Source organism: Pseudomonas putida, assembly GCF_016406145.1.
Classification (GTDB): Bacteria; Pseudomonadota; Gammaproteobacteria; order Pseudomonadales; family Pseudomonadaceae; genus Aquipseudomonas; species Aquipseudomonas putida_E.
In genome coordinates, this window is record NZ_CP066306.1 from 963494 (window position 1) to 985492 (window position 21999).

Consider the following 21999-nt stretch of genomic DNA (forward strand, 5'->3'; position numbering starts at 1 on the left):
ATGAATTCGAGACCGCTGAAAATGACCAACAAGCGCAAGACAATCGTGATCGGCTCGGTACTCGCCGTGGCCGTGCTGGCGGGTATCGTCGGCCCCTGGCTGCTCGGCAGTGACCACCGGCAAAGCACCAACGACGCCTACGTGATCGCCGATTACACCGTAGTGGCGCCCAAGGTGGCCGGCTTCGTCAAGCAAGTGCTGGTCGAAGACAACCAGCAGGTGCAGGCCGGCCAGTTGCTGGCGACCATCGATGCGCGGGACTACCAGGCCGCCCTGGATGCCGCGCAGGCCCAGTTGCTGGTGGCCCAGGCGCAAAGCGCCGATGCCCGTGCCACCCTGGAACGCCAGGCGGCATTGATTGCCCAGGCTGAGGCGGCGGTGAAGGCGGCGCAGGCCGAAGCATCGTTCGCCGATCACGAGGTCAACCGCTACAGCCGTCTCGCCCAGCAGGGCGCCGGCACCGTGCAGAATGCCCAACAGGCGCGTAGCCGGGTTGACCAGGCCCGTGCACGGCTGGCCAATACCCAGGCTGCATTGGTTGCCGCGCGCAAGCAGGTGGACATCCTCAGCGCTCAGGTAGCCAGCGCCGATGGGCAGTTGAAGCGTGCCGAAGCGGGCCTTGAGAAAGCTCAGCTGGACCTGTCCTACACGCGCATTACCGCCCCGGTGGATGGCATGGTCGGTGAGCGTGCCCTGCGCGTTGGCGCCTTCGTCAACCCGGGCGCGCGGCTGCTGTCGGTGGTGCCCTTGCAGCATGCCTATGTGGTCGGCAATTTCCAGGAAACCCAGCTGACCCATGTGCAGCCGGGGCAGCCTGTCAGTATCAGCGTCGATACCTTTTCCGGTGAAACCCTCAAGGGCCATGTCCAAAGCATTGCGCCTGCCACTGGCGTGACCTTCGCCGCAGTAAAGCCCGACAACGCCACCGGCAACTTCACCAAGGTCGTGCAGCGCATCCCGGTGAAAATCGTCTTCGATGACGGCCAGCCGTTGCTTGCGCGCCTGCGTGTGGGCATGTCGGTAGAAGCGACCATCGACACCCGTGGTGACACGTTCAGTGGCAAAGAGGTGAGTACACGATGAAACCGGCATTACGCTTGAGCCCCTTGCTGCTAGCCGTGCTGATGGCCGGCTGCACCCTGGGCCCCGACTTCAAGCGCCCGGCCAGCCAGGCCCCGCAGCAATGGGCACCGCTGCAGGGCCAAGCTGCACCCAGCCAGCCGCAGGCAGAAGCGCTTGAACTGCGTTGGTGGGAGACCTTCCACGATGCGCGCCTGAGTGCGCTGATCCAGCAGGTGGCCGAGCGTAACCTCGACCTGCAGATCGCCAGTGCGCGGCTGCTGCAAAGCCGCGCCTTGCGCAGTACGGTGGCTGCCGACCAGGCGCCGTCGGTCGATGTGGATGGCGGCTACAGCCGCGCCCGTAATAGTGCCGAAGGCCTCAGCGACCCGTCCGGCAAGGCAGGCAAGTCGGCGTTCAACCTGTGGCAGGGCGACCTGGTCGCCGGTTGGGAGCTGGACCTCTGGGGCCGGGTGCGCCGGCAGGTGGAGGCTGCCGACGCCACGGTGGAAGTGGCCGAGAATGACCGGCGCGGCGTGCTCTTGGCGCTGTTGTCGGAAACCGCAGGCAACTACATCCAGTTGCGTGCCGTGCAGCACACGCTCGATGTCACGCGCGACAACCTGAAGGTCGCCCGGCACAGCCTGAAGCTGTCCCAGGACCGCCAGGCCGAGGGTGTCGCCACCCGGCTCGACGTGGCCCAGGCCAGTGCCCAGGTTGCCTCGATCGAGGCCCGTCTGCCGAGCCTGGAGGCCCGGCGCGACGACCTGATAAACGCGCTCAGCCTGCTGGCGGCCGAGCCGCCACGCAGTTTGCAGGCACAGTTGCTTGAGGGCGGGGAGTTGCCCGCGCCGCAGCAGCAATTTGCGATCGGCTTGCCATCCGAGCTGGCCGAGCGCCGTCCGGACATCCGCCAGGCCGAGGCACGGCTGCATGCGGCCACTGCCAGCATTGGCGTGGCCAAGGCGGATTTCTACCCCAGCATCCGGCTGTCCGGCAGCGTCGGCTTCCAGGCCATGCAACTGTCGGATTTCGGCGCTTGGGACTCGCGCCGCTTTGCCTTCGGCCCACAGCTGTCATTGCCGATCTTCGAGGGTGGCCGGCTCAAGGGTACCCTGGCGCTGCGCGAGGCGCAGCAGCAGGAGGCGGCGCTCAACTACCGCAAGGTGGTGCTCGGTGCCTGGCACGAGATCGACGATGTGCTGCGCCTGTACAACGCCAGCCAGCTGCGCCGTGATCATTTGGCCGAAGCGGTGCGGCAAAACCGCATCGCCCTGGAAACCGCCCAGCGTCAGTACGTGGAAGGCGCAGTGGACTTTCTCAACGTGCTGACCGTGCAGAGTGCGTTGCTGGCCAGCGAAGAGCAGTGGATCGACAGTTCGGCGGCGGTATCGCAGGCATTGGTCGGGCTGTACAAGGCTTTGGGTGGTGGCTGGCAGGCGTTCGACGGGCAGCCGACGACAAAGGTGTGATCAAGCGGAGGCAGCCATGCACCTCTCCCTCAATGGAAAGCGCGCACTCATCAGTGGTTCCATGGCAGGGCAGGGCCTGTCTACCGCCATCGACCTTGCCGCCGCCGGCGCCGAGGTCGTGCTCAACGACCGCACCCAGGCGTTGGTCGACGCTGCGCTGAAAGCGATACGTGAGCGCTTGCCCAAGGCACGGATCATTGGCGTTGCCGCTGACCTGGGCACCGAACAGGGTGTGCAGGCCTTGCTCCAGCAGGTGCCGCACACCGATATCCTGGTCAACAACGGCACGCAGGACGTTGCCCGGCGCCTGCAGCGTCATTACGCCCGCGGCATGGCCGAGCGCAAGTGGGGGCAGGTGATCCACCTGCGCGGTGAATCAGAGCGGTCGCAGCAGCCCGAAGCGTTTGCGCAGTACCCAGTCCAGTAACCGCCGTGGCAGCCAGCGTGCCAGTAGCGGCAACGCCGTACTGCCATTGCCCAGCCGCACCACTGCTGGCACAGGTGATTTGCGCGTGGCCGCCAGCAGCCCTTGGGCAAATTGCGCCGCGGATGTGGGCCGGTCTTGCGAGGCGCGGGCTCGCGCCTGGATATGCTCGCGCAGCGGCCACCACGGCGACTGCGCCGCTACCACCTGATCGGCCTGGCGCTGCGCATTGCTGGCGAATTGTGAGGCGATCGCTCCCGGTTGCACTTCCATCACCTGAATGCCGAAAGGCGCCAGCTCCAGGCGCAGGGCGTCGCTCAGTGCATGCACGGCAGCCTTGGAGGCGCAGTAGGCGCCCGCGAACGGCGTGACCATTACGCCCGATACACTGCCGATGTTGACCACCAGCCCACGCGCACGGCGCAGCAGCGGGAACACTGCACCGGTTACCCCGATCACGGCGAACACATTGGTTTCGAACTGCTGGCGCATGGCGTCCACGCCGCCATCCAGCAGGGGGCCCATGGCACCGTAGCCAGCGTTGTTGACCAGGATGTCGAGCCGGCCGTGGCGTGCTTCCAGCTCCTCGGCCAGGTGCTTCAGGCCCTCGGGGTCGTTGACGTCAAGCTGCCGGGCGGTGAAACCGGCGCCGGCCAGGTGTTCAACGTCTTCGGCTTTACGGGCGGTGGCCCAAACGTCGTGGCCGGCATCGCGAAAGGCTTCGGCCAGGGCGCGGCCGATGCCGCTGGAACAACCGGTGATCAGGACGGTGGGCATTGGGCAGGCCTGTGCTCAGAATAAGTTATGTATAGGCTGGGCTGGCCCCATCGCCGGCAAGCCAGCTCCCAGAGGTACCCCGAATCTGCCGGCAGCGGTGAGCCTTTGGGAGCCGGCTTGCCGGCGATAGGGCCAGATCAGGCACCGTATCAGTTGGCGAATGTACCCTGTAGATGCTCGGCACGAAACTCCAGTGTCTGCGGCCGGTAGCCAGCGCGCAGTGGCGGCAGTGGCAGGCAGTCGGTCCACTCGGCCCCAGGCTGCAGTTCACCCGGCCCACGATAACGCGGTGCGCTGTAGGTGTTTTCGGCCAGGTTGATGGTATCGCCCGGGGCATAGGCACCGACCCGCCAGCGCAGTTCGGTCAGCGGAGCCTTGTTGCCGTTTTTCATCTGTACCTTTAAGGCACGGTCGGCGGGGCATTGATCCGGGGCGTAGGTCAGGCGCAGGTCAAGACGTGCCAGTTGCGAAGCTTCGCGTGTGTCCTGCCAGACGACGAACAGCGCGACCAGCCCGAGGCCGCAGACAGCGGCTAGCGAGATCGGCAAGGCCTTGGCCGGGTAACGCAGGAGCAGTACCAGCCAGGTGAGGATGAGGAAGGCGCCGATGATCATGTGGTCCGAGTCCCGTTCGAGTCTTCGGACATCTTGGAGCTGCCAGCTCCAAGCTGCAAGCGGCAAGAGAAAAGCGGGTCGGCGGTGGCCCCACATCTGTAGGCACACCGTCGACCCGCTGTAGCTTGCCGCTTGCCGCTTACTGCGCGATGGTCTTCACCGATACGCCCCGTTCGACGGGAGTGGACGTGCGCCCATACACATCTTCGAAGCGCTCGATATCATCCTCGCCCAGGTAACTGCCGGACTGCACTTCGATGATCTCCAGCGGGATCTTGCCCGGGTTGCGCAGGCGGTGGACCGAAGCGATCGGGATGTAGGTCGACTGGTTTTCGGTGAGCAGGAACACGTTTTCATCGCACGTCACTTCGGCGGTGCCCGATACCACGATCCAGTGCTCGGCCCGGTGGTGGTGCATCTGCAGCGACAGGCTGGCGCCCGGCTTGACGGTGATGTGCTTGACCTGGAAGCGGCCGCCCATGTCCACCGAATCGTAAGAGCCCCACGGGCGGTACACTTCGAGATGGTTCTGGGTTTCGCTACGGCCTTGCTCGTCGAGGGTCTTGACCATCTGCTTGACGCCCTGGACCTTGTCCTTGTGGGCGATCATCATCGCGTCCTTGGTCTCGACCACGACGATATTTTCCAGGCCGATCACCGACACCAGCTTGCCATTGCCATGGATCATGCAATTGCGGCTGTCCTGCACCACCACATCACCCTTGGTGACGTTGCCATTGGCGTCCTTGTCATGCACTTCCCACAGCGACGACCAGCAGCCGACGTCGCTCCAGCCAGCCGACATCGGTACCACGCAGGCGCGCTGGGTCTTTTCCATCACCGCATAGTCGATGGAGTTGTCCGGGCAGCAGGCGAATGTCGCTTCGTCGATGCTCAGCACATCATCTGTTTCGTCGCTGCGCTCCAGGGCCAGCACGCAGGTGTCATAGATGTCAGGGTCGTGCTTTTTCAGCTCTTCAAGGAAGCGGCTGGCGCGGAACAGGAACATGCCGCTGTTCCAGAAGTAGCCTCCGGACTGGACGAATTCGGCGGCGCGCTTTTCGTCGGGTTTTTCGACGAACTGCGCCACCCGGGCCACGCCTTCGGGCAGCAGGGCGTCCTGGCTGGAGCGGATGTAGCCATAGCCTGTCTCGGGCCTGGTCGCCGGTACGCCGAACAGCACCATTTCGCCACGCTCGGCGGCTACGGTAGCCAGGGCCAGGGCACGCTGCAGGGCTTTCTGGTCGTCGATCACGTGGTCGGCCGGAAGCACCAGCATCAAGTCATCGCGCCCCTCGTTGGCCAGCTTCATGGCGGCCATCGCTACCGCAGGGGCCGTGTTGCGGCCGAAGGGTTCCATCAGGATGCCCTGGGTTTGCAGTTTCAGCGCTGCGAGCTGTTCCTGGACGATGAACTTGTGGTCCTTGTTGCAGACCACGATCGGTGCATCCATGCCTTCGAACACCAGGCGCTCGAGGGTTTGCTGGAACAGCGTGTGCTCACCGGTCAGGGCGAGGAACTGCTTGGGGAACTGCTTGCGCGACAAAGGCCACAGACGCGAACCGCTACCACCAGAAAGAATTACCGGGATCATGTTGTTTCTCCAATAAGGTCGTTAATGAGGCAGAGGATCAGTTGGTGGACACTGGGCGGGTGACCCAGACCGGCGACAGGCTGCTGCCGGAGCCGGTGACGTACAGCACGGCGGCTTCGCCGCGCTCCAGGGCGACGGGTTTGACGTCGCTGACTTTCTTGTCTCCTGCAAACAGAGCCAGGTTCACCTTGACCGGGTTGATCTCACGCTCGCCACGGCCTTTGGCAGCCACCGGAGTAACCACCTCGGTCTTGCCATCGGCGGTCTTCAGGGCCAACGGCTGGTCGCTCAGGTTCTGCACACGTACCAGGGCTTTCTGCTTGTTCTTGAAAGGCGGTTCTTCAATCAGCTGCGGGTTGCCGCTGCCGTTGTTGACCAGGGTGTAGTACTTGTCTGCGGCCAGCTTGACCGGGACGCTCTTGCCTGCGACCTGCGCGGTGTAGTCACCGCCCGGGAGGAAGCTGAAGTCGCTGCTGGCCTGGGCGCCGACCTGTTTGATCTGGGTGTTGCCGACGCTGGCGGCAGCCGGTGCAGGCGAGGCGTTGTACAGGCGCACGAAGGTCGAGCCTTTCGGTGCGGTGGGGCCATACAGGGCAGCGTCGGCGCCGGCGAATGCCTGCATCGAAGCCAACGACAGGCCTGCTGCGAGGGTGAGGGCTTTGGCAATGGAAGTCTTGGTAGTCATGTGCGTGTTCCTCTCTATCTATCAGTGGTCCGTCCGGTTGGACGACAGGGCCAGGTTTTCTTCGGATTTGCGGGTGTTCTTCAGTTGCGCGATCCACTGTGGATCGAAGCTGCTGAGGTCGTTTTTCATTGGCAGATAACGTTCGGGGAATTCCCACACCACAACCTGTGGCGCGGCGTTCTTGAAGGCATCGCTTTGCAGGTACTTGAGCATTGGCAGCAGCGGGCCGTGGCCGTCTTCGGCATAGTTGGCGACATCGCTGTGCAGGGCCTGCTGCAGCGCGCCGAGGAAGTTCCAGTGCGGGTTGGCGCTGTAGCTGGTGCCGACCAGGGCGACTGGGATCTGGCTGTCGGCGAACAGGGCATCGCCCGCATCACCTTCTGCCTCGACCGGGCGCGTGCTGCGTTGCTGCAGGGTGTCCGGGTTGGGCAGCAGGTTGCTGAACAGCGGGTCCAGTGGCAGGAAGTTGGTCAGGTCGCCCTTGTACGGGGCAGTGCTGCCAGCCTCGGTGATGAACGTCTGTGGGTCGCCATTGAGCAGGCTCTGGCGGTTGACCGCCTCGGCCACTGCCTGTGCGGCGACTTCAGCGCCCATCGGTGTCCAGTGGGTATCTGTACGCAGGAATACTTGGCCGCGGGCCTTGGCCTGTTCCATCGGGGCCATCAGGTCAGGGGCGAACACGTTGGCCTGACGGACCTGGGCATGGAACTGGTTGTACAGGTCGTCATGCAGGCTGGCTGGCGTCTCCTTGCCCAGATACTCCGAGTAGACCCGCGCTTTGGCCGGCACGATCGCCAGCACCAGCTGGCTGCCGTGCTGTTGCAGGGTGTCGCGCACACCGCGGATCAGCGCCAGGTTTTCCTGCATGAGCTGGTCGGCACCGGCAGTCGGTTTGAACTCTTCGTCGCTGAACAGCCACTGGTCACGGCCCAGCACCACGCCCGGGCGGCCTTCGTTGAACAGCTTGTAATCCAGCGCGGCCCAGAGGTTGGTGCCCAGGCGCTTGATCGGGAACTCGTCGTCGTAGTGCGTCTCGGCGGCCTTGGCCAGCTTGCCGTTGAGCACGGTCATCTGTTCGGTGCGCTGGAAGCTTTGCAGGCCACCGGTGGACCAGGCGCCCATGCCTACCAGCAGGCCGATGAACGACAGGGAATAGGTGATGCGTAATGTCCGGGTCATGGTCATCAACCTCAGAACTGGAAGTAAAGGAACGGCGAGTAGCTCTGCGCCGAAAGCTTGAGGATCGAGGCCACGAACAGCAGCAGGATCAGGGCGCGGGTCATCACCCGGGTCCAGTCCAGGCCCAGCGAGCCGTCGGCATTGACCTGTGCCGGAGTGCGCATGGCTGCCGGCGGGGTGGCATTGCGGTAGAAATCACGCAGGCCGAAGAACGCCAGGGTGATGTAGGCGATGACCAGCGTCGCCACCTGCAGCCCGGTGAGCTGGGCGCGGTTGAGTTCGGACAGCTGCCACTCGCCGAAGCTGAACATGGCGCCGTACATGCGGCCGGCCACTTCGAGGTTTTCGGCGCGGAAGATCACCCAGCCGACCACCACCAGCAGGAAGGTGAACGCCCACTTGACCGGGTTGAAGCGCTGCGGGTTGGTGTCCAGGCCCAGTGCGCGCTCGATTGCCAGCCACATGCCGTGCCAGGCGCCCCAGATGATGTAGGTGAAGTTGGCGCCGTGCCACAGCCCGCCCAGCAGCATGGTCAGGAACAGGTTGCGGTAGGTGTTGAAGGTGCCTTTGCGGTTGCCGCCCAGGGTGATGTACAGGTAGTCGCGCAGCCAGGTCGACAGGCTGATGTGCCAGCGGCGCCAGAACTCGGTTATCGACTGGCTGATGTAAGGCTGCTTGAAGTTCTCCATGAAGCGGAAGCCCATCATCAGCCCCAGGCCGATGGCCATGTCGCTATAGCCGGAGAAGTCGAAGTACAGCTGCGCGGTGTAGGCCAGAGCGCCCAGCCAGGCGTCACCGGTGGTAGGGTTCTGCAGGGCGAAGCAATGGTCGGCGACCACCGCCAGGGTATCGGCGATGAACACTTTCTTGATGAAGCCCTGCATGAAGCGGGTGCAGCCTTCGGAGAACTTGTCCAGGGTGTGGGTGCGGTTGTTGAACTGGTCGACCAGGTCCTTGAAACGCAGCACGGGGCCGGCGATCAGGTGCGGGAATATCGCCACGAACGCCGCGAAGTCGATCAGGTTGCGGGTGGCCGGGGTATCGCCGCGGTACACGTCGATGATGTAGCTGATCGATTCGAAGATGTAGAACGAGATACCGATCGGCAGCAGCACATGGGTGAGGATGAAGGGCTCAAGGCCGAACGAGCTGATGATCGCGTTGAGGCTGTCGACGCCGAAGTTGGCGTACTTGAAGTAGCCGAGGATCGCCAGGTCCACGCCTACGCCCAGCAGCAGCCAACGCTGTGCAGGCTTGGTGCGCACGCCAGCGGCGCCGACTTTCAGGCCGATCCAGTAGTTCCACAGGGTGACACCGGCGAACAGGGCGAGGAAGTCCACCCGCCACCAGGCGTAGAAGATGTAGCTGGCGACCAGCAGCAGCAGGTTGCGATAGCGTTGCCCGCTCAGGTAGTACAGGCCGAGGAATATCGGCAAGAACAGGAACAGGAACACGTTGGACGAGAAGACCATCCCGGTTCTCCTAAATTGTTCACAGCATCCAGGGCAAAGCGCCCCCCAAACCCCCCAGTGAGAAACTGGAGGAAACCTTTGTTGCTTCAATACCGCTGGCGAGGGCTTGGCCCTCGTTTCGCGACGCAAGGCCGCTCCTACAGATTCAGCGCCGTCCTTGTAGGAGCGGCCTTGCGTCGCGATGGGCCGCAAAGCGGCCCCCATTCAGGCAACGCTTATTTCTTGGATTGCGCGCTCGGGTCATAGACCCGGGTCAGGTTGCCGCCGAGCCGGAAGCTGTCGAACGGCTGCATCCGGTGTTTGCGCTCAAGCGTGTCGCCCACGCACTGGTACAGCGCGCACCAAGGCTCGAGCCATGCGTACTTGCCGTCGACCTTGAGGTCCTTCATGTCCTGTTTCTCACCCGCGCGCTCGGCGAAGTGGCGCGGATCGCGGGCGCCGTACAGCACGCCTTCGCCCAGGCGCTGCAGGGCAAAGTTGTTTTCGCTGCGCAGGTCCACGCCGTTGGCCTTGGCAAAGCTTGCGATCATCGCCAGTGGTGGCAGGGCGTAGTTGTGATATGCCAGGGCACGCTGCTTGCGTTTGATTTCGTTGGGCAGGAAGCCTTGGTCGTCGATCTGGTTGGCGCCGACCTTGTATTCCTTCACCGCCCAGTCGAACAGGTCACGGCGGTCGGTGGCCACGGCGGTAGCCATCACCGACCAGGCCGCCCAGTAGCTGTGGTTGTTGATCTTCTCCAGCGGCAGGTTGCTCCAGTCGCGTACGGTCTGCTCGGCGAGGCGGGCGAACCACTTCTCGATGAGCTCGGCCTCGGCCTGGTGTGCGGCCAATGGTTGCGAGTTGGAGAACTTCAGGCGCAGCCACGAGCCGCTCATGCTGCCCAGCGCCCATTTGCGCATGGACTTGCCGGTGTGGTTGTAGTTGGTGGACATCAACGCATCAGCGCGCGCCCATGTACCCAGCCAGGTCAGGGTGCAGTCCAGCTGCGCCGGACGGCCGTCACGCATGTACTGGTTGACCATCTTGGCGACACCACGCTCAAGGGTTGTGATGTCTTTGGTGGAGTCGCGGAAGGCTTGTTCCGAGTCCCGGTTCAGGGTCGCCCGAGCCTTGTCCGAGCCTTCGTACTTGCTGCGGAATTGCAGTGCGCCGGTGAAAGGTTTGGGCGCCGATTCGCAGCGGAAGTTGCCGTCGCTGGTCTTGATTTTTTCAATCCCCTCGTAATAACCCTGGGGGGGTACCAGCGCGGCATGCGCGGCACCTCCGTACAGGGCCAGAACGAGCAGGGCGGGGCTGAAGATTCGCTTGAATGCAGTCATGGTCGCCTCACTGGCCGGCCTGCGCGGTTTGCGCGGGCACGGCGTAGTTGTTGCGTTTGCAGAGCTTGGCCTCGACCTTCTGGGTGCCGCTTTCTGGCCCCTGGACTTCCAGGGCCAGCAGGTTCTGGCTGGCCCAGTCCTCGTCTTCACGCATCTGGAAGACGAAGCGGCCATTGGTGTCGGAGGTTTCCGGCTTCTCGATCTTGATGTCCTCGTGGCGCCCATTGAGGTACCAGAGGGTGGCTTGCAGCACCTTCACCGAAGGGTCTTCGAACTTGATGTCCATCTGCAGGTTGCGGTTGATCAGGTCTTTGATCACGCCGCCCTTGCCGTTGACCATCAGCTCGTTCTTGCCGGGCTTGAGGGTGCTGCTGGCGCTCATCAGCGCCGGGCGCGCGTCACAGCCATCGTCGAGCAGACCGAGGATCTGCCGCCAGATGGTTTCCTGGTCCAGGCGATACAGCGGCGAGAATTCCCAGATGAGGATCTTCGGTGGATTGTTCTGGAATTCCTCACTGCCCAGGTACTCGATCATCGAGCCTTCCAGGCCGCCGCCAGGGAAGGCGACGTTGAGCACGTCGGCACCGATGTACTGCTCGAGGAAGCCCGAGAAGTTGTAGTTCTTGCCGCTGTGGCTGGTGCCGACCAAGGTGATCTGGGCGTTACCGCTGTCACCGAACAGATCGTCGCCGCCGCTGGCGCCTTTCGGTTCGGTGGCGAACTGGTCCATGTACTGTACGGCGTAGCTGGTGCCGCACAGCTGCCCGGCAACGTTGTGCAGGGTGCCGGTCTTGCCCATGCGCCCGGACTTGTGGGTCTCGAATTCCTTGCGCGGGATACCTTCGAAGGCCGGCATCTTGTGGACGGTGTCGGCCACGATCTTGGCTGCACGCTCAGCACCGTAAGGTGTCCAGTGCTGGTCACCACGGAAGTAGAAGTCCTTGCCCTGCTCGGCGGCCGCCAACTGTTCGTTGGTCAGCGGCGACAGGTCCGGCACGTTGTAGCCCATGCTGGCGAATCGCTTGAGCATGGCCTGGTAGTTGCCCAGGGCCTTCTGGTAGTCGAAGGCAGCTTTCTCGGCCGGGTTGAGCATGTTGCGGTTCACCAGGCCTCGGGTTGGCTGGTACACCACCACCAGTTCCACGCCACGCTTCTTGAACGCGTCGTGCACTTGCTGCAGGCGCTTGTAGCCTGCAGGTGTGGTGCTGAACTCGGTACGCAGGTCTTCGCGGGTACGGAACAGCCAGTCGCCCTTGGCTTGTACCAGCGTGGTGAAGTTCTGCTGGTAGCGTGTGGTGTAGCGGCTGGCGTCGTGTGCCTCGGGGCACAGCTGGCAGCAAGGCTCGGCAGTGAAGGTCGGCGCCTTGACCTCGTCGGCGCGCACGCCCTGGCTGATGGCCAGGAGGGCGGCGGACAGGCCCAGCAGTTTCATCAAATGTGGGGTCATGGTCTGGGCTTCCTTAATCGATCATTTCGGTCTGGCGTTCGACCGGGTCGATCAGCACGGCCTTCTGCTGGCGCACCAGCAGGTCGAGGATTTCTTCCTGGCGCTCACCCAGGATGCCGTTGAGGCTGATGCCGTTGGCTTTGCGCGGGGCGAGCATGGAGACTTTGTACAGCTCCACCGACAGCGGCGAGTCGATCGAAAGAGGCCCCGAGCCGTTGGCCGCCAGCTCACCGCCGACCACGATCAGCGAGACCTTGGTGTCGAACGGGTCGAGGGCGATGTCACGGTCAGTGTCGGACAGATCCTTGATGTGCCCGTAGACACCCACCAGGCCGTTGGCAACGGCGACGTTTTCGTACAGCCGGATGTTCACGCTGTTGCGCACACGGATGCCGTGGCGACGGTTGTTGATCAGCTTGTTGCCCCAGATCAGGTTGTCACCGCTTTCGTACAAGGTGATGCCGTCGGTGTGGTTGCGGTAGATCTCGTTGTAGGCGATCAGGTTGTTGACGCTGTTACGGTCGATCACCACACCCGAGAGCTTGTTGTCGTAGCTCTTGTTGTTGATGATCCAGCTGTCGTTGACCTCACGCGAGACGATGATCCCGTGCTTTTTCTTGGTGCCATAAACCGTGTTGCCGGCGATGATCAGGCGGTGCGAACGGTCGTGCGGGTCGATCCCGTAGACGATGTTGTCGCGGTAGGTGCTGTCCTTGACCACGAAGTCCTGGGTCTCGTAGCAGTAGAACCCGTACCACATGTCGCTGAATTCCGAGCCGATGATCCAGCCGGTGGGCTCCGGGCGGCCCATGCGTTTGGCCATGTTCGGGGTGTACTGCGAGATGCTCACACCGTACGACTTGGACTTGGCGTAGCCAAAACTGGCCATCTTGGTGTTGACGATGTACGTCTCGGTGCCGCCCCACGACAGCAGAAACGGGCGGAATTCATTGGGCGAGCGGAAGGTCGCCGGGCCGTTGTCCTTCTCGCGCCAGCCAGTGACCTGGGTGTCGCTGACAAACAGTTTGCCGTCATTGACCAGGAACGCGCCGCCCTCCTGGGACAGGCGCAGTTGCTTGACCTTGCCGTCGATCTCGAGGATGCCCTTCTGCCCGACCACGATCGGCAAGCGCGCCAGGTAAACACCTGGCTCGACTTCGCTGAGGTACTGCTTTGGCACCTTCTTGCTCAGTTCGACCAGGTCGACATGGCCGTCATCGACAAAGATCGCCTGGGGGATGCCGTGCTGGCGTTGTACCCACTCGGCAGCCTTGTTGTCGCCGCCGATGAATTCCTTGAGCGATTCTTCCTGCAGCATGCGGCGCACGCTGACCTTGCCCTTGTGGCTGCGGTCGATCTTCTTCTGCACGGCGGCGGCGGTGTAACCGCTCAGATCGGGCAGCTTGGGCGGGTCCATGTGCAGCGGCTCGGTCGGTGCGCTGGACACGGTGTAGGTCTTGGCCTGCTGCAGTTCCTTGGCAATCACCGCAGGTTCTGCGGCGACGGCCAGGCCTGTGGCCAGCAGCAAAGCGCTGGCCAGAAGGCTGTGACGTAAGTGCGGGTGAAGGTTCATTGCAGGTCCTCTACCGGCCTTAGAAGCGCCAGATCACGTCGACGAAGGCGCGGTGCATATAAGAGTCCGCTTCCTTGCCATAGGCATCGCCGGGCTTGAACACACCGGCACGCAGGCGCACCAGAGCGGACGGCTCGTCGATCGCCTGGCTCATCGAAGCAGGCAGCAGGCCCTGCTTGAAGTACTTGGTGACGACCACGTCCATTTCCTGACCCAAGTCTTTCTCGCCGTTGACCAGCGGGCGGCTCACGCCGTTGTCGTTAACCGCGGCGTTGATACCGCTGGAGCCAATGTTTTGCGAGCCATCGACACGCCAGAACTTGTGGTAGATGAAGCTGGCGTCGTAGTCCTCGCGCAGTTGCCAGGAGGCGAACAGGGTGGCCGCCTGCAGGTTGCCCAGCTCGCCGCGGAAGGCCTCGCCGAAGCGGTGCACGCGCGAACGGGTACCGGTGAAGTTGGAGCGGTTGCTCTCAAGGCCGGTCTGCTCGAAGTTGCTCGAACCGTCGTCGCCACCACCGCCGCTGCCGCGGGCATAGGCCGCGCCAACTTGCCAGTTCGGGTCCAGGCGCAGGCGGATGCCCAGGTCGGTGGCCCAGGCGTTGACGTCGCCGCTCTGCTTGCCGACAACGACCTGGTCGTCACCGACCAGCTGGCTGTTGAGCTTGTCGCGATCACCGGTCAGCCAGGTCAGGCTGCCCCAGTAGTTGACGGTGTGGTCGTTGCGCCAGTTGTAGGCGTCGCTGTTGGCTTCCAGGCCCAGCCAGGTGAGGTCGCCGGTGCGGGTCTTGTCCAGTGCGTCGATGGTTTCGCCCGGGCTTTTCAGGCTGCCGCTGTCATGGGTGTGGTGGGCGCGCAGGCCAACCCAGTGGCCGGGAGTCCACTGCGTGGCGACGTTACCGTATACGTGCGTACGGTCTTCGTCTTCCGGGGCCAGCTCGGTCAGGTCGGTGCGGTATTCGCTGAAGCGTTGGGCCACACCCAGGTCAGCCTTGAGCAAGGTGGTGTCGAAGGTCCAGTTCAACGCTTCGATGTTGGTGTCGCGCCACATGCCGTCGTCGCTGCGCAGGCGTTGGCGACCAAGGCGCAGCTGCTCGCCCGGGTAAGCCGTGAGGCCGCTGTAGCCGACCCAGAACTCGCGCATGGCCAGGTAGCTTTTGTCGGGTTGGCGGCTGTCGTCACCGGTGTCGGTGGTGGTGCCGTCATCGTTCTGGCGCAGGGTGTCGGTTTCGATGGTGTCGGTGGCGGCAACGGCCTGGCCCATGGCGTAGGCACTCCAGTTGCCGCGCTCGCCGTACACCCAAGGGCGCAGGTCAAGGCCCAGGCCGTTGACGTCACCACCGGAGCGGGTGCCCAGGTCGCGATCGTCTTCCGACTGGCCGGTGATCTTCACATCCAGGCCGAAGTTTTTCTGGGCGGTCATGTCGGCCAGGGTCGGGCAGGACCACAGCAGGGCGAAGCTCAGGCCGATGCCGGCTTTCACGAAGGGATTGAGCGTCATAGCGAGTCCTCACCGTCTACTTCTTTTTCGTCTTCTTGCAGGGCCTCGAGGGCCAGGGTGCTATTGCTACCTTGGGCCATGCTGCCGCGAGCTTGCTTTTCCTGCGCCAGCAGGCTCTGTGCCTGGCTGCGCTGGTCTGGTGTGAGTTGCTGGTCAAGTTGCTGCAGCAGTTCGCTGGACTGCGGCGTCGGGTTGGCCTGCGAAAGCTGGGCGAATACCCAGGCGTTGCCAGGTTGTGGGCGAATGCCATGGCCTTCGCTGAACAGCTGGGCAAGGGCATAGTCGGCACTGTTCTGGCCACCGCGGGCTGCGCTGAGCAGGTGGTCGACGGCCTTTTGCGGCTCGACGTTGCCCAGGTAGCCACGGCGATACAGCTGGCCAAGGTAGTAGTGGGCGCTGACTTCGCCGGCCTCGGCAGCTGCCTGCAGGTGGTGTTCGGCCTTTTCGGCATCCGCTGGCAGGGTCTTGCCTTCGTAGTACAGGCGCCCGAGCAGCAGTTCGGCACGCGGCTGTTCGGCTTCGCGGCCCTTGTCGATGTAGGCCATCAGCTGGTCGGTGTCGCCCAGCTCCGGGAAGTCGTAGACCAGTTGCGCCAGGCTCACCCAGGAAGCCGGATTGGCCGGGGCGACCTGTTCCAGCAGCGCTTTGGCGGTTTTTTCGTCGGTCTGGCCCAGGCTACGGTCGGCCAGTACACGGGCAACGCTGTCGACCCGAGTGGCAGGCACCGCACCGCGGGCATAAGCGGATTTGAGCTGGCCGAGCAGGGCGGCTTGCTGGTCGGCCTGGCCGCGTTTCTGGTACACGGTGGCCAGCTCGACGTAGCAGATGTCGCTGGTGTTCAGCGCCGCCTTGCAGATCTTCTCGACTTCACCCAGGTGCTGGTCGTAGGTGCCCTGGGTGCGATACAGCAGCACCTGGGCCAGGCCCGCTTCCGGGTTGCCGGCAGCGCGCCACTGGTCGATCTGCTGCTGGGCATTGATGTTGGGGAAACTCTGCGGGTAGGTCAGGTAAAGCATCGCCAGCGGGATCAGGGTATTGCCTTGGCCCTGCTTGGCGGCGAGCTTGAGCAGGGTCTGAGCTTCTTCGCGTTCGGCCTGGGTGCTGTCGGGCTTGGCCACCAGCAGGCGGCCGAGGCGTGCCTGGGCGCGTGGCGAGGTTGCCGCCGCAGCGCGATAAGTGGCCTCAGCTTCCTTGAGCTGCGAGGGGTCGCGGGTAGCGACCTTGATGTCGGCCAGGCCTACTTGTGCGTCGCTGTAGCCCAGGTCAGCCAGGGCCTTGTAGTTGCGCTCGGCCAGCGCGGTGTCACCGCGCTTGAGGGCTTCGTTGGCCAGGCGCTGGTCGGGCAGGCCCGCACAGCCTGCCAAGGCGATCGCCGCGGCCAGGGCGCAGAGGCCCCGGCTTGCGCTTTTCTTGTGGGGAATCATCGCTTGATCCTCTTACAGCCCACGGGCCACGGCTTTGTCGATCAGCCAGTTGAGCGAAGGGCCACGGTCGCTGCTGACCGATGCCGGGCGCCCGGCCAGCTCGGCAGGCAGGCCGCCGTCTGGTTTGATCTGCACGCGGATGTCGGAGGCCAGGTTTTCGCTGTCGAGGCTGGAGCTGCTGACGATCTGGCCGGTGCGCACTTCGGTTTCGCCTGCCACCTGGAAGTTGACGCGGGTACCTGGCTTGACTTCGTCGAACTGGCGGTAGCTGAAGCGTGCCTCGACCATCGGGTTGCTGGTACGCGGGATCAGCTGGAAGATCGGCTGGCCCTTGGCGGCATACTGGCCATCGTCCACCAGCTGGCGGGCGACTACGCAATCGCATGGGCTGGTGAGGGTGCCGGAGAGTTGCTTGCCGAACAGTTCCTCGACCTTGGCCGGCTCCAGCTGCGAGTCGTCCAGGTGGCCTTTGAGCATGTCCAGCATGCTGGTGCTGAAGCTTGCCAGCGGCGCGCCCTTGACCACCATGCCACCGGGCTCGACCAGGCTGTTGACGGTGCCGTCACGCGGCATGGTGATGTTGGTGGTCGGCACCGCGACCACGCCGGCTTCGGCGTGGCTGACGAAGTACATGCCGTACAGCGATTTGGCGACGAAGCCGAAAGCGGCTACACCGACGACAAATACCCCGAGGGTCACGGTCACTGCCTTGAGGCGGCCGAAAGCGGACAGGCCAGAGCCGCCGTCCTTCTGTTTGCGCGCCTTGGTGAAATTGTCGCGCTGCAGGGTGCTGAGCACGTCGCCGACGCTGATCAGTTCACCCGAAAGGTGGCTGGTGATGATATGGCGCAGGGTGGCGATGTCACGGGGTTCGAGGTTCTGGAACTGCGCACCGGTACGGCCATCGCTCGGGTTGCAGGAGCGCATCTGAAACTCGATGTCCATCGACAAGCCCAGGTTGTCGACCACGAACTGCAAGCGCCCGCGCAGTACCTGACCGACCTTCAGCGGCTGCTTGGCGTAAAAACTCAAGCCGCCAGCGGACAGGTCTTCGACCTTGACCTCATGGGTCTGGCGTTCGCCATCCAGATAGCGCAGCTTGGCCGGGATGCGCACCCGGGCGTGCTGGCGCTGGGCTTCGGACTCATGCACGACATTGACGTTCACGGCGGTATTCATGGTGGTTTGTTCCTGTTAGTTCCGATCCGGGTTGGGCTCACACGACCATGAACAGCACAGCGACGAAGATGCTGGCAGCCGAGAAGGTCATAGTCCGCGAGGACCAGGTGTTGAACCATTGTTGAAAACTGGCGAGGTCACGTTTCAGGGCAGTCGGTTGACGGGTCCAGGACTGCTTGTCGAGGCGGAAGAAGACGTAGATCTTCATCAGCGCGCCGACGATCTGGTTGTAATAGAGGATCAGCGGATAGGCCGGGCCGACGTTATGCCCCGAGCACAGCAGCATGATGGTGAGGATCAGGCGGGTGATGCCGATCCACAGCAGGTACACCAGCAGGAAGCCGAGGCCGAACTTGAGGCTGGCGATCACGGCCACGGTCAGGCCCAAGAGGCTGGTCCACATCGACACGCGCTGGTCGAACAGCACGATGCTGGTGAACAGCCCCAGGCGGCGCATGCCCAAGCCCAGCGCGCGGGAGTTCTGCCGCAGGTTGTTGCCGTACCAGCGGTACATCAGTTTGCGGCTGGCCTTGAGGAAGCTCTTCTCCGGCGGGTGCTCGACCGTGTTGATGGCGGCGTCCGGCACGTAGAAGGTGTCGTAGCCAAGGCGCATCAGGCTGAACCAGCTGGACTTGTCGTCACCGGTGAGGAACTTGAAGCGGCCCAGGCGCCAGTGCATCAGCGAGTCGCTTTCGACGTCGGCGATGAACTCGGGGTTGGTCACCACGCTGGCACGGAACATCGACATGCGCCCGGTCATGGTCAGCACGCGCTTGCTCAGGGCCATCGAGCACATGTTGATGTGGCGCTGGGCGAAGCGCAGCTTGTGCCACTCGCTCATGATGTAGCCACCGCGCACTTCGCAGAACTCGTTGGTGGTCAGGCCACCGACGTTCGGGTACAGCTTGAACCAGGGTACGGTCTTGCGAACCACGCCTTCGGCCAGCACGGTGTCGCCGTCGATCACCGCGACAACGGCGTTCTCATCCGGCAGCATCCGCGAGATAGCGCGAAAACCGTACGCCAGGCCATCACGCTTGCCGGTCCCGGCGATGCGCACGATGTCCAGCTTCACGTGGGCGGGCGGGTTGTATTTGGCCCACAGGCTCTTTACCAGCAGCTCATCGGACATTTCCACCAGCGAACAGACCACGGTGGTGGGGAAGCCGCAATCGATCGCTTCACGGATCACCGAGCTGTACACCTGGGCAGTGGTCAACGCTTCGATGCGAAAGCTGGTGACCATCAGGTACACGTGCGACGGGTCGGCCGCGCTGCCCATCTTCTGCACCTTGCGGCGCAGGTAGGGGTACACGCCGTAAAGGAAGATCATGCCGCGAATGAAATGGGTGGCGCCCATGGAGTAGCGCCAGATGCCGACTGCGCCGACCAGGAAGATGAAGTGCTTGGACTGCGAGTCGAAGATTTCGGCCGGCAAGGCCAGGGCGATCAACATGAGCAGGCTCATGTAGAGCAGCCAACCGGCGCACTGCAGCAGCACTGTCTGTAGCCTTTGCATGTTCAGCATCCGTCGAGAATTCTGGGAAAAGGGCAGCGCAGGAGGCCTGCGCTGCCGGGCCGCTGGCTTACCAGCAGATGCCTTCTGTACCGCGGGTAGTGCAGGTTGGCTTGCTCATGAAACCGACCAGGTCGATCACTTGCTTGCCAGCCGGTGCCTGTTCGGCCAGGGCGCGGAACTGCTCGTCACGGTTACCCAGGACGATGATGTCGGCGTTGTCGATGACCTTCTGGAAGTTGGCGTTGAGCAGCGACGAGACGTGCGGGATCTTCGACTCGATGTACTCTTTGTTCGCGCCGTGAACCCGGGCGTACTCGACGTTCTCGTCGTAGATGTCCAGTTGGTAGCCTTTGCCGATCAGGCGCTCGGCCAACTCGACCAGCGGGCTTTCACGCAGGTCGTCGGTACCGGCCTTGAAGCTCAGGCCCAGCAAGGCGACCTTGCGCTTGTCGTGGGCTTCGATCAGTTCGAAGGCGTTCTGCACCTGAGATTCGTTGCTGCGCATCAGCGAGTCGAGCAGTGGCGCCCGTACGTCGAGGCTGGCGGCACGGTAGGTGAGGGCGCGCACGTCCTTGGGCAGGCACGAGCCGCCGAAGGCGAAGCCGGGGCGCATGTAGTACTGCGACAGGTTCAGCACCTTGTCCTGGCAGACCACGTCCATCACGTCGCGGCCATCGACGCCGACGGCCTTGGCGATGTTGCCGATTTCGTTGGCGAAGGTGACCTTGGTGGCGTGCCAGACGTTGCAGGTGTACTTGATCATCTCGGCGACTTCGATCGGCTTGCGGATGATCGGTGCATCGAGTTCTTCGTACAGGCTTTGCAGGACGTCGCCGCTGGCGCTGTCCAGTTCGCCGATGACAGTCATCGGTGGGTGGTCGTAGTCCTTGATCGCGGTGCTTTCACGCAGGAACTCGGGGTTGACCGCGACGCCGAAGTCGACGCCGGCTTTCTTGCCCGAGCAGTCTTCGAGAATCGGGATGACCACGTTCTTGACCGTGCCTGGCAGCACCGTGCTGCGCACCACGATGGTGTGGCGGCGAGTGGTATCGCGCAGGACGTAGCCGATTTCGCGGCAGACCGACTCGATGTATTCCAGGCCCAGGTCGCCATTTTTCTTGCTTGGGGTACCGACGCAGATCATCGACACGTCGCTGGCGCGGATGGCCTCGGCGAAGTCGGTGGTGCCACGCAGGCGGCCGTTGGCGATGCCCTGCTGCAGCAGTGCTTCCAGGCCAGGTTCGACGATGGGCGACTTGCCCTGGTTGATCAGGTCGATCTTGGTGCTGGACACGTCCACACCAATCACGTCATGGCCTCGCGCCGTCAGGCAACCTGCACAGACCGCACCCACATAACCCAAACCAAAGATGCTGATACGCATCGCTATCACCTCATGTGTTTATCACGCCAGCTCCTCCGGGAAGAGCCGGACCGGGTTGATTAACAACAGTTTTAGGGCGCACGGATCCCATGGCGAATGCACACTTCACCGAGCGCAGGCATGAACAAATCCGGAGCGCACAAAGTTGTGCACTCAAAGTTGGCAGTCAAAGGCCAGTAATTAATAGGCGTGCCCTGAAATGCAGCCGTCTTTATTGCAAAGCGCTACTTGGCGCGTTGCTGTGCTTGTTCTTTCAAGTGGAAAAATCCTTTGAAATCAACCACTAGGACGATTCTTTAGGGGCGCGTCTCTCCTGCTGGGCAGGGCCTACGGGAGTACCCGTGGCATCTGTTAAAAGTTCCGGAGCCGCTATTGGTTCGAGGCTGCTTGTCATCTGTAAGTCATCTCTCACACCGCACAGGCATGAAATTCGTTACGGCACTATGAGCTATGCGTCACAGAAGAAGTTCCTGGGTGGGTTTCGCCTCGATGAAAGATTTCTAAATAATTCTTCAATGGCGAATACTTTCAAACTGATAGCACGTCTCAGGCGCACCCCTGTATATAAAGGGCGAAATCCGTGTGCGATATTTTTGTGCCAGCATCGGAAAAATTTTTTCAAAATTCGTCAAAAAACTACGAATGGTCTTATGACGGTTGGCGATAGCGGCTTGTGTGCCTGGTTTTTGACGCTGGTTTGTTGGCGCAGTAGCTGAGTGATGCCTGCTTCAGTGTGGTGCGGGATCACATTCAGAAATACTCAAAGCCACGCAAAAGCTAAGGTTTTTCCGGGGCAGGTCGTTAACACCCTTGGACGCCCCTATTCGGAGCTGTCCATGAACGACGGAGCGTCTTGGGCAGCCTGAGGCCACTGGCCATCAGGGGCGTCTCATCCTTAATCACATGGAAGAGACGAGATCACGCTAATGAAAAAGACATCGCAGATTGTGCTTGCCACCGTGTCGCTGCTTGCTGCCGGCCTGGCGCAGGCGGGGCCGCCCGTTGAAGTGACCATCAAGAATCTCGGCGCTCAGCCCGCAGTCATGAAACTGGTGACCTCAAATGAGACCAGTACCTATCAGATCGCCAACCCTCAACCCGCTAATACGATTCCAGCCTCCTCTTCTACCTTCATGCGTGTGCAGCGGTTGGTAAGCCCGGACGTAAATGGTGCGATGGTGCGCTACACCATTGGCAGCAAGACGTGTGCTTTTGGCACCACTTTTCAGATGCGCATGCTACCGGGTGGAATAAAGCAGCCCCAGTGGACCAAAACCGCAACGCCAAGTGGCGGGGCAACGTGCACGGCGAATATTACGAGTACATCCGCTGACTACGCGTGGAAAGTCGAATTCACCATGAGGTGAGTGGCGTTCCAGT

General features: G+C 62.7%; 18 protein-coding genes. 4 read left to right on the forward strand and 14 right to left on the reverse strand.

Features of this window, described 5'->3' with window-relative positions; all coding sequences use genetic code 11:
• Positions 1-21: 21 nt before the first annotated feature.
• The 3 genes from JET17_RS04425 to JET17_RS04435 are packed head-to-tail and all read left to right on the forward strand — an operon-like array spanning position 22 to position 2958.
• The gene (locus JET17_RS04425; RefSeq protein WP_012312801.1) at positions 22-1083 is read left to right on the forward strand and encodes an HlyD family secretion protein; all 1062 of its coding nucleotides are present in this window, start codon (positions 22-24) and stop codon (positions 1081-1083) included.
• The gene (locus JET17_RS04430; protein ID WP_012312802.1) at positions 1080-2531 is read left to right on the forward strand and encodes an efflux transporter outer membrane subunit; all 1452 of its coding nucleotides are present in this window, start codon (positions 1080-1082) and stop codon (positions 2529-2531) included. The genes JET17_RS04425 and JET17_RS04430 overlap by 4 nt, the downstream gene beginning before the upstream one ends.
• 16 nt (positions 2532-2547) lie before the next feature.
• Positions 2548-2958 (forward strand): SDR family NAD(P)-dependent oxidoreductase, encoded by a 411-nt coding sequence (locus tag JET17_RS04435; RefSeq protein ID WP_012312803.1) that lies wholly within the window; start codon positions 2548-2550, stop codon positions 2956-2958.
• Here the strand turns inward: JET17_RS04435 and JET17_RS04440 are convergent.
• The 14 genes from JET17_RS04440 to JET17_RS04505 form a co-directional block, all read right to left on the reverse strand.
• On the reverse strand, positions 2908-3732 hold the full coding sequence (locus tag JET17_RS04440) for an SDR family oxidoreductase (protein WP_012312804.1): 825 nt from the start codon (positions 3730-3732) through the stop codon (positions 2908-2910). The genes JET17_RS04435 and JET17_RS04440 overlap by 51 nt on opposite strands.
• Before the next feature lie 149 nt (positions 3733-3881).
• Entirely contained in the window at positions 3882-4346 is a 465-nt protein-coding gene (locus tag JET17_RS04445; protein WP_012312805.1) for a hypothetical protein, read from the reverse strand.
• Positions 4347-4485: 139 nt separating this feature from the next.
• The gene (locus JET17_RS04450; RefSeq protein ID WP_012312806.1) at positions 4486-5940 is read right to left on the reverse strand and encodes a mannose-1-phosphate guanylyltransferase/mannose-6-phosphate isomerase; all 1455 of its coding nucleotides are present in this window, start codon (positions 5938-5940) and stop codon (positions 4486-4488) included.
• Positions 5941-5977: 37 nt separating this feature from the next.
• Complete coding sequence (locus tag JET17_RS04455) at positions 5978-6625, reverse strand: alginate O-acetyltransferase AlgF (RefSeq protein ID WP_012312807.1); 648 nt, start codon at positions 6623-6625, stop codon at positions 5978-5980.
• A gap of 21 nt (positions 6626-6646) precedes the next feature.
• Entirely contained in the window at positions 6647-7804 is a 1158-nt protein-coding gene (locus JET17_RS04460; protein WP_012312808.1) for an alginate O-acetyltransferase, read from the reverse strand.
• 11 nt (positions 7805-7815) lie between these two features.
• A complete protein-coding gene (locus tag JET17_RS04465) occupies positions 7816-9276 on the reverse strand; it encodes an MBOAT family O-acyltransferase (RefSeq protein WP_012312809.1) in 1461 nt (486 codons plus the stop codon).
• 215 nt (positions 9277-9491) lie between these two features.
• On the reverse strand, positions 9492-10595 hold the full coding sequence (locus tag JET17_RS04470) for a mannuronate-specific alginate lyase (protein ID WP_012312810.1): 1104 nt from the start codon (positions 10593-10595) through the stop codon (positions 9492-9494).
• Between the two features lie 7 nt (positions 10596-10602).
• Positions 10603-12042, reverse strand: coding sequence for an alginate O-acetyltransferase (locus tag JET17_RS04475; protein ID WP_012312811.1), 1440 nt, complete (start codon positions 12040-12042; stop codon positions 10603-10605).
• 13 nt (positions 12043-12055) lie between these two features.
• Positions 12056-13615, reverse strand: a complete 1560-nt coding sequence (gene algG, locus JET17_RS04480) for a mannuronan 5-epimerase AlgG (protein WP_012312812.1) — start codon at positions 13613-13615, stop codon at positions 12056-12058.
• Positions 13616-13634: 19 nt separating this feature from the next.
• The gene (locus JET17_RS04485; protein ID WP_012312813.1) at positions 13635-15113 is read right to left on the reverse strand and encodes an alginate export family protein; all 1479 of its coding nucleotides are present in this window, start codon (positions 15111-15113) and stop codon (positions 13635-13637) included.
• Positions 15110-16537, reverse strand: coding sequence for an alginate biosynthesis TPR repeat lipoprotein AlgK (gene algK / locus JET17_RS04490; protein WP_012312814.1), 1428 nt, complete (start codon positions 16535-16537; stop codon positions 15110-15112). The genes JET17_RS04485 and algK overlap by 4 nt, the downstream gene beginning before the upstream one ends.
• Before the next feature lie 12 nt (positions 16538-16549).
• Positions 16550-17716, reverse strand: coding sequence for a PilZ domain-containing protein (locus tag JET17_RS04495; protein WP_012312815.1), 1167 nt, complete (start codon positions 17714-17716; stop codon positions 16550-16552).
• A gap of 37 nt (positions 17717-17753) precedes the next feature.
• Positions 17754-19235 carry a mannuronan synthase gene (gene alg8, locus JET17_RS04500; RefSeq protein ID WP_174142263.1) on the reverse strand — a complete coding sequence of 494 codons (1482 nt, stop codon included), beginning with the start codon at positions 19233-19235 and terminating at the stop codon, positions 17754-17756.
• Positions 19236-19302: 67 nt separating this feature from the next.
• Positions 19303-20619 (reverse strand): nucleotide sugar dehydrogenase, encoded by a 1317-nt coding sequence (locus JET17_RS04505; RefSeq protein ID WP_012312817.1) that lies wholly within the window; start codon positions 20617-20619, stop codon positions 19303-19305.
• A 926-nt stretch (positions 20620-21545) separates the two neighbouring features.
• Here JET17_RS04505 and JET17_RS04510 point away from each other — a divergent pair.
• A complete protein-coding gene (locus tag JET17_RS04510) occupies positions 21546-21986 on the forward strand; it encodes a hypothetical protein (protein WP_012312818.1) in 441 nt (146 codons plus the stop codon).
• Positions 21987-21999: the final 13 nt, after the last annotated feature.

Bases quoted from the DNA above. Each gene is read 5' to 3' on its own strand.
- JET17_RS04425 (WP_012312801.1), top strand. From the start codon at position 22: ATGACCAACAAGCGCAAGACAATCGTGATCGGCTCGGTACTCGCCGTG.
- JET17_RS04430 (WP_012312802.1), top strand. From the start codon at position 1,080: ATGAAACCGGCATTACGCTTGAGCCCCTTGCTGCTAGCCGTGCTGATG.
- JET17_RS04435 (WP_012312803.1), top strand. From the start codon at position 2,548: ATGCACCTCTCCCTCAATGGAAAGCGCGCACTCATCAGTGGTTCCATG.
- JET17_RS04440 (WP_012312804.1), bottom strand. From the start codon at position 3,732: ATGCCCACCGTCCTGATCACCGGTTGTTCCAGCGGCATCGGCCGCGCC.
- JET17_RS04445 (WP_012312805.1), bottom strand. From the start codon at position 4,346: ATGATCATCGGCGCCTTCCTCATCCTCACCTGGCTGGTACTGCTCCTG.
- JET17_RS04450 (WP_012312806.1), bottom strand. From the start codon at position 5,940: ATGATCCCGGTAATTCTTTCTGGTGGTAGCGGTTCGCGTCTGTGGCCT.
- JET17_RS04455 (WP_012312807.1), bottom strand. From the start codon at position 6,625: ATGACTACCAAGACTTCCATTGCCAAAGCCCTCACCCTCGCAGCAGGC.
- JET17_RS04460 (WP_012312808.1), bottom strand. From the start codon at position 7,804: ATGACCCGGACATTACGCATCACCTATTCCCTGTCGTTCATCGGCCTG.
- JET17_RS04465 (WP_012312809.1), bottom strand. From the start codon at position 9,276: ATGGTCTTCTCGTCCAACGTGTTCCTGTTCCTGTTCTTGCCGATATTC.
- JET17_RS04470 (WP_012312810.1), bottom strand. From the start codon at position 10,595: ATGACTGCATTCAAGCGAATCTTCAGCCCCGCCCTGCTCGTTCTGGCC.
- JET17_RS04475 (WP_012312811.1), bottom strand. From the start codon at position 12,042: ATGACCCCACATTTGATGAAACTGCTGGGCCTGTCCGCCGCCCTCCTG.
- algG (WP_012312812.1), bottom strand. From the start codon at position 13,615: ATGAACCTTCACCCGCACTTACGTCACAGCCTTCTGGCCAGCGCTTTG.
- JET17_RS04485 (WP_012312813.1), bottom strand. From the start codon at position 15,113: ATGACGCTCAATCCCTTCGTGAAAGCCGGCATCGGCCTGAGCTTCGCC.
- algK (WP_012312814.1), bottom strand. From the start codon at position 16,537: ATGATTCCCCACAAGAAAAGCGCAAGCCGGGGCCTCTGCGCCCTGGCC.
- JET17_RS04495 (WP_012312815.1), bottom strand. From the start codon at position 17,716: ATGAATACCGCCGTGAACGTCAATGTCGTGCATGAGTCCGAAGCCCAG.
- alg8 (WP_174142263.1), bottom strand. From the start codon at position 19,235: ATGCAAAGGCTACAGACAGTGCTGCTGCAGTGCGCCGGTTGGCTGCTC.
- JET17_RS04505 (WP_012312817.1), bottom strand. From the start codon at position 20,619: ATGCGTATCAGCATCTTTGGTTTGGGTTATGTGGGTGCGGTCTGTGCA.
- JET17_RS04510 (WP_012312818.1), top strand. From the start codon at position 21,546: ATGAAAAAGACATCGCAGATTGTGCTTGCCACCGTGTCGCTGCTTGCT.